Source organism: Xenorhabdus thuongxuanensis, assembly GCF_001908095.1.
Taxonomy (GTDB): domain Bacteria; phylum Pseudomonadota; class Gammaproteobacteria; order Enterobacterales; family Enterobacteriaceae; genus Xenorhabdus; species Xenorhabdus thuongxuanensis.
This window is the reverse complement of record NZ_MKGR01000044.1, coordinates 1-5,672: the sequence shown is the minus strand read 5'-3', so window position 1 is coordinate 5,672 and position 5,672 is coordinate 1. Positions and strand designations below refer to the sequence as shown.

Annotated in this window: 6 protein-coding genes and 3 pseudogenes; 5 read left to right on the top strand and 4 right to left on the bottom strand. The window is 42.9% G+C overall.

Features of this window, described 5'->3' with window-relative positions; translation table 11 throughout:
- Nucleotides 1-92: 92 nt before the first annotated feature.
- On the top strand, nucleotides 93-1,004 hold the full coding sequence (locus tag Xentx_RS20370; RefSeq protein WP_074021748.1) for a PfkB family carbohydrate kinase: 912 nt from the start codon (nucleotides 93-95) through the stop codon (nucleotides 1,002-1,004).
- A 144-nt stretch (nucleotides 1,005-1,148) separates the two neighbouring features.
- Here the strand turns inward: Xentx_RS20370 and Xentx_RS20365 are convergent, their stop codons facing one another.
- Nucleotides 1,149-1,886, bottom strand: a complete 738-nt coding sequence (locus Xentx_RS20365; RefSeq protein WP_074021747.1) for a class I SAM-dependent DNA methyltransferase — start codon at nucleotides 1,884-1,886, stop codon at nucleotides 1,149-1,151.
- Between the two features lie 423 nt (nucleotides 1,887-2,309).
- Between Xentx_RS20365 and Xentx_RS20360 the strand changes: the two are divergent.
- Both Xentx_RS20360 and Xentx_RS20355 read left to right on the top strand, forming a co-directional pair.
- Nucleotides 2,310-2,741 (top strand): annotated as a pseudogene (locus Xentx_RS20360) (transposase); the annotation flags it as partial.
- A 77-nt stretch (nucleotides 2,742-2,818) separates the two neighbouring features.
- Nucleotides 2,819-3,196 (top strand): annotated as a pseudogene (locus tag Xentx_RS20355) (IS110 family transposase); the annotation flags it as partial.
- Nucleotides 3,197-3,382: 186 nt separating this feature from the next.
- On the opposite strand, the pseudogene Xentx_RS20350 reads toward Xentx_RS20355, so the two are convergent.
- Nucleotides 3,383-3,520: pseudogene (locus tag Xentx_RS20350) on the bottom strand (recombinase family protein); the annotation flags it as partial.
- A gap of 136 nt (nucleotides 3,521-3,656) precedes the next feature.
- On the opposite strand from Xentx_RS20350, the gene Xentx_RS20345 reads away from it, so the two are divergent.
- Together Xentx_RS20345 and Xentx_RS20340 are read left to right on the top strand one after the other, a co-directional pair.
- On the top strand, nucleotides 3,657-3,986 hold the full coding sequence (locus tag Xentx_RS20345; protein ID WP_074021746.1) for a gp53-like domain-containing protein: 330 nt from the start codon (nucleotides 3,657-3,659) through the stop codon (nucleotides 3,984-3,986).
- A gap of 1 nt (nucleotide 3,987) precedes the next feature.
- Nucleotides 3,988-4,425 carry a tail fiber assembly protein gene (locus Xentx_RS20340; protein ID WP_074021745.1) on the top strand — a complete coding sequence of 146 codons (438 nt, stop codon included), beginning with the start codon at nucleotides 3,988-3,990 and terminating at the stop codon, nucleotides 4,423-4,425.
- Between the two features lie 26 nt (nucleotides 4,426-4,451).
- Here Xentx_RS20340 and Xentx_RS20335 read toward each other — a convergent pair whose 3' ends face one another.
- Complete coding sequence (locus Xentx_RS20335) at nucleotides 4,452-4,802, bottom strand: tail fiber assembly protein (RefSeq protein WP_074021744.1); 351 nt, start codon at nucleotides 4,800-4,802, stop codon at nucleotides 4,452-4,454.
- A gap of 10 nt (nucleotides 4,803-4,812) precedes the next feature.
- Nucleotides 4,813-5,607, bottom strand: coding sequence for a hypothetical protein (locus Xentx_RS20330; protein ID WP_074021743.1), 795 nt, complete (start codon nucleotides 5,605-5,607; stop codon nucleotides 4,813-4,815).
- Between the last annotated feature and the right edge of the window lie 65 nt (nucleotides 5,608-5,672).

Genomic DNA, 5,672 nt, shown 5'->3' with positions numbered 1-5,672 from the left:
CTCCAGAGAAGAAAGGCGCATGTTGCCCGTTTTTTCCACCATCCTAAAATTCGTTATGCGGCATGATATAAATATAGGTATTTAAACACCGTATTAATATTACCAGCTTCGCTTCGACTGAATTATTAAAGAAAGATTCCAACCCAGGGAAAACAAAATATACGCTAGGTGGTGTTGCCCGAAATATGGCGCATAACATTGCCGCGTTAAAGAATGACAGCTATTTAATTTCTGTTTTTGGTGATGATTCATACGGAAAAAGATTGTTTAGAGAAACCCGGTTAGCAGGTGTTGATCTTAGCCATTCTCATAAACTCAATGATGAAAGAACTTCGATTTATCATTCAATAGTTGATAGTCATGGTGAACCGTATACCTCCGTGAGTGATATGGATATTTTGAAAAAACTCACGCCTGAGTTGCTAAATAAATCTAAAGTTCTCATTGAGCGAGCAGGCATACTGAGTATTGATTGCAATTTGAGAGAGGATGCTCTGGAATGGTTATTTAAAAACTCAGGTAATGTGCCCATATTTGTTAATCCTGTCTCGTCATATAAGGCGGGTATAGTACGTAACTGGCTATCATATATTCATACTATCAGACCCAATCGGCTGGAAGCAGAAAAAATCAGTGGTATTAAAATTAACTCAATAAAAGAGGCTAAGTTGGTCACATCATGGTTTCATGAACAAGGAGTACAACGGGTAGTTTTAAGTATGGGCGCTGACGGTGTTTACTACAGTGAGTTAGATTATATATCTGGTCACTCTCCGGCATTTCCTGTTGATATTGTCAATAACACAGGTTCCGGTGATGCAATGATGGCGGGATTAGTTCATTGCGCGTTAGCAGGTATGGATTTTAAGGAAAGTGTATATTTTGCCCAGCGCTGTGCTGCGCTTGTCCTGTCTACGGAATTAACACACTCACTAACCCTGTCTCCATTTGCTGTTGATAAGTTACTGCTATTAGATCCAATAACAATGATGAATAACCAATAAATATCATAAAAATAAAAAATTATAATGTTAGTATTGTGGCTAGAGCCGGGCTGGGCCCGGCATTTTTTCAATGTCCATTCATGTCAATGTTTATATTCGGTTGAATTAAATTCAATCGTAATGCGAAAGGAATGGGGAGTGAGCTTAAAACTGGCAAACAAGTCCGGTATGGACACAATTTTGTAGGTAATTATCCCAAAAACCTTGAGGATAACGTACTAAATCGCTGTCTAAGACCGTTGGTTTTTTCCAGCTAAAATGATCGAATCCTGCTTTTTTAAGCGCTTTTTCATAGCTCTCACGATTCCAACGATAAAACGTGAAAGGGCTTGGGGGGGTTGACAGAAATTCTGCCTGGTGACGGAAGCCATTTTTCCACGGCTCTTCGCTCAAAATCTTAAAACCATAATTCTCACAGTTTCCGCTTTCTAACCGATAATCAGGTGATGCCATATAAGCAATTAATTTGCCAGAAGGTTTTAAATGCTCAGCGGCTGCTTGGAACATCGTTTCCAGTTCTTCTGTGGATTCAGCATAGTGGAATAAAAAAGCGGCGATAACGATATCAAATTTTTCATCTAATTTCATTTCACATACATTTTGTACATGGAACTCAATATCATCACCATACAGTTTTGACTTGATTTTAGCGAGTTCAATCATTTTTTCAGAGATATCGATGCCAACCACTTTTGAAGCCCCGCGGTGGTGCAATTCCCGCCCAAAATAACCATACCCGCAAGCTAGATCCAGAACTGATTTTCCTTGTATCTCACCGACCATGTTGAGTATATCCCGAAGTTCAGACTGTCGCTGGGCTACCGTATTGGAAAACTGTTCGTAATATTCTCCAATTGAATCATAGCTTGCTTGTTCTTCCATTATTATGGCTCCTGATAAAATAGAATAAGGGTACTATTTTATAAAGATAAAGTATCATGAAATAATTAGGTATAATTATTTTTGTAATATGATTAATTTTACACGATAAATAATCTGTTTGAATTAAATCAAGAATAATCAGATGTTGCTATATTCAAGAGCATTACCCAGTTTTAAGCAGAGAACTCCTAACTATCCAGTTAAGTCGCTGTCAAGGAGCATTTCCCCGAACAGGCTCAAATGGAGTTAGCTGGCGAGAAAATGTAATATCTATATTTTGTGCCACCGTGAACTATTTGGCACACTGGATATGTTTAGCTAACCTGAACTTCGCTTAAGAAAGGAAAGACAAAAGGGAACTAAGTGCCTGAGGCACGATCAAAGTTTTTGCTGAGAAAACAAAATCGTGGGGATCCTCAGGCTATGACTACTTTAGAAGAACTTTTCTGTTGCGTCGATGACTTTTGCCAAAAATTTATTCCCCTTTGGGAACAACAGCTCATTGAGAATAATCAGCTCAAGCGTCATCGCGCCACTTCCCTGTCTCTCAGCGAAATAATGACTCTCCTCATTTTATTTCACATGAGCCATTATCGTCATTTTAAAGCGTTTTATACTGAGTATGTGCAGCAATACCTCAAAGCAGATTTCCCCAGCCTGGTGAGCTACAATCGAATAATAACATTGAAGAAAAGAGCCCTTATTCCGTTATGCGCTTTCCTTTCTTCACGCCAACAAAAATCACACGGCATTGCCTTTATCGATTCCACTAAAATCGCGGTTTGCCATAACCTACGTATTTCTCGTCATAAAGTTTTTGAGGGGGTCGCGCAGCGAGGAAAAACCCGCACAGGGTAATGAAATGGACACCTCCCCAAATCGGCTCCAGTGAGCCATGCTGAATACATCAGCAAAATATGAAGAGGTGTCCCATGGAACAAATTATCGGAATTGATCTGGCAAAGCGAGTTTTTCAATTAAATATCGTGTCTTCTTCCGGAAAATTCATTCAGAACAAAATGGTGTCTCGTGACAAGCTCACCGCTTTCATTGCTCAACAGCCACCCTCAAGAATTGTCATGGAAGCCTGTGGCAGCGCCAATTACTGGAGCCGCCAGTTCAAACAGCTTGGACATGAAGTCAAACAAATCAGTCCTCAATATGTCACGCCTTTTCGAATGGGCAGCAAGAACGATAAAAACGATGCGATTGCTATTGTGGAAGCTGACAGTCGTCCGGGCATGCGGTATGTGCCGGAAAAAACGGTAGAACAACAGGATATTCAATGTCTACACAGGGTTCGTCAGCGTGATGCCGCGCGCGATAAATTTCACCTATCCGCGCGATAAATGAAGAGCTAATCGCGTTTCATCTATTGAAAATTTTTTACACAATCAGTGTAGCGTAGCAGCCAATTTAGCAATATATTCTGCATTCTTTTGTGTGGGGTTAATTCCTCCATAATGCACAGTGCAGAATAAAACGCCTAATTAAAATAGGTCATCATTATTGGCGGTTTTGCCACTAATTCTATCCTCAAAAATCGAGTTACAATTTGCGGCCATTAATGCATTTCGTTGCAGATCACTGTTTTGGTCTGTTGTTGATACACGGATATAGCCAATTTTCGCCATTATTAATACCTCATTTAGTCCATGAATTAATGAGCTTATCACCACTTTAAAAATGACGAATTGATATCCGTAAAACCTCGGTTTATCGGACGCTGTATATAGAACCATCGGCAACGGGCGTAACCAGATCCCCGACATGTCGTTTTTTGAGTCCAGGCAAACCAAATCAGGATATCAAAAACTGCCCAGCGGCGTGATTATTCAATGGGGACAGGCAATTGGACAGCATCCCAGTAGCCCATCTGATGGATGGTCGCAGGTATCAGGAACCATTCAGTTCGCAATTCCGTTTACAAACCAATGTGTTGCGGTGACCTGTTCGCTCGTTGATGGTGGGTCAGATAATCAATGGGTTGCAATTGCGCAGACAGTATTAACCGATCGATACAGTGCAGGGTTATTGATCCACACAAAATATATACCGCCGCGTGCACCGACATTATCGTATATCGCAATAGGATATTAATATGAGTGATAATCAATTTTTCTTTAGTCCATCAACACTCGGTTTTTACCCGATCACATTGCTCGCAGATTATAAAGCGGCGGGCACATTGCCTGATGACCTGGTTGAAGTGGCAGATGAGGTGTTTTCAGAATTTAGCCAATCCAAGTTAGGGGCGTTACGCGGAGCTGATAGTCATGGAATGCCATGCTGGGTTGATATCCCCCCGCCACCCCCGCCAACACCTGAGCAATTGCTGCAACAGGCGGAATACCAAAAACAGCAATTGTTGGATACAGCCAGAGCCAAAATTGATATTTATCAGGACGCGATTGATTTAGATATGGCCACCGATGCCGAAAAATCCGCATTAACCGCCTGGCGTAAATACCGCGTTCTGCTCAATCGGGTGGATTGCTCTACCGCGCCCGATATCTCATGGCCGGAACAGCCGAAATGAATAGCGGGGCATTGTGCCCCTGATTGTTATTCTGGTGCTTTAGGCCAGTCAATGTTGGGCGCTGTCGAACAGTCTACACGGTTCAATAACACCATATATTTTTTCCATCCTGTCAACGCTACCCGTTCGTTATCTGTTTCCATTTGTAAATCCACAGCATACTGTAGGGGGGCAATTTTTCCACTGGCGCGAGACATCAAGGCGCGTTTTTCCATTTCTGCCCACTGTTGCAATTGTTGAGGTGTTGGCGGCGGGTTTGCAATTGCCAGCGCCTCAGCCTCTGCGATCGGGGTCAGGCCAGAATCCATTGCAGAATTGTCAACCCAATCCTCGTAGGCGTAAATTTGTTGCGTTTTTTTATTAATATAATATTTCATACTGCCCCCGTTAACTGAGTTCATACCAGCGTAAATTCCCGCTGGTGATGTCATGGTTGGTGTACATTGACAGGGAATAGCTCGCGCCGGGGGGAATAACCCCCGTAACGAACGCGCGGGATTCAATAGTCCCCTCGTGGGCGCTCATTGACGTACCGGAATACACAATATCCCGCCCATTAATGTTCAACGCCATTAGCGCGTACCAATCGCGGATAACGAGTTCCTGATACGTCACTGATATGCATATCGGCCTGTCGGTATTGTTTTTATACGCAACAGATGGCCGTCTGTTGTCTGTCACATCCCGCCATTGTTGATTTATTCCCAGGCTGGCGTGGCGGTTGATTGCCTCGGTGACTGATTTCTGGCTCATCACGGTTTTTGGTGATGACCCGGTGTGGGATGCAATGTCGCCCATATCCAGCAATTTGTTCTCATTAAACGTGGCGTATTCGTTAATTTGCAGTTTCGCATTCGTTTTATCGTTGTGAATTGTGAACGTTTTTGTGTCCCGTGAACCGAATCCGATGAACGCGTCCCTGTTATTCCCTGAACCAAACTCGACAAAAATGTCTGAATTGCGTTCGGGGGCGTTCAGGCGGAGCACGCCATGCGACGCGTTGATATCAACGTGACCTGTGATTGTTCCGCCTGTTTTGGGATAGGCATTTTCCGCCCGTTTCACCGCATCCGCTAAACCGAGGTTTTTCACAAACGCCGGTTTATCCAGAATATCCGCGCCGTTCTTGTTTTTCTCCAGACGAGTATTAGGGTCTGTTGATGTTTTAAGGTCATAATTCATTCAGCCCACATGGGCAACCAGACAATGATAAACGCCAGAGCCAACATACTGGCGTAATTCCGTTC

Bases quoted from the DNA above. Each gene is read 5' to 3' on its own strand.
- Xentx_RS20335 (WP_074021744.1), bottom strand. From the start codon at position 4,802: ATGAAATATTATATTAATAAAAAAACGCAACAAATTTACGCCTACGAG.
- Xentx_RS20340 (WP_074021745.1), top strand. From the start codon at position 3,988: ATGAGTGATAATCAATTTTTCTTTAGTCCATCAACACTCGGTTTTTAC.
- Xentx_RS20330 (WP_074021743.1), bottom strand. From the start codon at position 5,607: ATGAATTATGACCTTAAAACATCAACAGACCCTAATACTCGTCTGGAG.
- Xentx_RS20345 (WP_074021746.1), top strand. From the start codon at position 3,657: ATGTCGTTTTTTGAGTCCAGGCAAACCAAATCAGGATATCAAAAACTG.
- Xentx_RS20365 (WP_074021747.1), bottom strand. From the start codon at position 1,886: ATGGAAGAACAAGCAAGCTATGATTCAATTGGAGAATATTACGAACAG.